Consider the following 1491-nt stretch of genomic DNA (forward strand, 5'->3'; position numbering starts at 1 on the left):
AGGTTTTAGAAACCTACCCGATATACATAATTTATAAACTCGTTTTTTGACATATTGACTTAGTGATAATAAACCCTCGAAAGAGTTGTTTAAATATTACCATTCCCCGATGTAAAGTAATGGGGCCAGGGGGAGATTGTTTTTGATAGCCGCTCCATCCTGCAAGCCTTGCTATTACCCAGACGGCAAATCGGAGATCATCGTTTTTATAAGGATTCTTGAGTTTATCAGTTTTACCCTCTAAGGTTGGTGCTAAAATTTTGATAAATTCTACTTCATCCTCAGAGAAAACATTGGTAATGTCAGTGGGATTAGCAACATCTTTTGCAATAACTAACTGTAAGATTTTTATGGCAACATCCAATGCTAAAAGTGAGAGTTTACTCAGGCTCTCATAAGTGGTTAATGTGGAATGTTCCATGTTAAGTCCTTGCGATTTGAGTAATCTAAATAATTGTTCAATAAACCACCTCCAAGTGTACCATTGAATGATTTGATAAGCATCTTCAAAGGACTCAACAGGATGAGAAGTAAGTAAAATCCAATGAATAGAATCTTCATTATTGACAACTGTATCAGGATTTTCGCTGACTTGAATCACATTGATTTTGATGGAGGAAGCTATAGTTTTATCGTTATTATTTTTAGGTTTTTTAATCGACATCTCTTTCCATTTTACCATTAATTGAGCTTCATGTTTACTACGTTTGTCAGTAGCAGGCAGCATGATTTTATAGGATTTTTGGTAAGCGACCTTGGCCAGAGTATCGACTATTTTTTGATTTTCACCTTCGCCGACCACAGGACGGTCAACTCGCATACGAATCAAAAAATCAATGGATAGTTTTTCAATAAAGTACTCTAAGGCCTCATAAATATCAGCTTCTCGGTCAGCAACAACGGTCATAGAAGCACTTGATTGGCAAACTTTTTTTGCCTCAATGATGCTACTCAACCAACGATAACTATCTTTTTGATCAAAAGGAGTATGATTATTGAGTCGTATTCGCTCTTTGAGTGAGTAACCAGCATCCTTATTTTTATGATTCTGATTATAGATATGACAATGAGCAAGCCCATAGCAATGTTGTTCTTGAGAATCTAAGACCACTACAGGGTGGCTATACAAGCCGTCTTCTTTGCCAGTACCTACTTTACCAATGTTTTTTATCTGAGAATCCAATCCAAAACTTAGTTCTGTACTGTCTTCAATCAGTAAAAGTGATTTGGATTTGACCATTTGACTGGTCTTTGAGGTTATCTCTGATAAAATCGTGTGCATACTTACCCGTGGATTACGAAGAAAACGTCCAAAACTGATTTCTTCATTCCGATTCGATGATAAATGTTTTAATACAACACTCCGTTTGGTCTCCATTTCAGAAACTAAACGACTATATTGAAAGTCTAACCGTTTTTCAACAACCATTTTTATCACTAAGATACAATATGTCAAAGAACTTTAAAAAGATGTGTATATCGGGTAGGTTT

Annotated in this window: 1 protein-coding gene; it reads right to left on the bottom strand. The window is 35.7% G+C overall.

Annotation, left to right across the window (positions count from 1 at the left end; translation table 11 throughout):
• Window positions 1–31: 31 nt before the first annotated feature.
• Window positions 32–1429: an IS4 family transposase gene (locus FHS57_RS31575; protein ID WP_183980798.1), complete on the bottom strand. Its 1398-nt coding sequence runs from the start codon at window positions 1427–1429 to the stop codon at window positions 32–34.
• Between the last annotated feature and the right edge of the window lie 62 nt (window positions 1430–1491).

This window comes from Runella defluvii (genome assembly GCF_014195535.1).
In the GTDB taxonomy this organism is placed as follows: domain Bacteria; phylum Bacteroidota; class Bacteroidia; order Cytophagales; family Spirosomataceae; genus Runella; species Runella defluvii.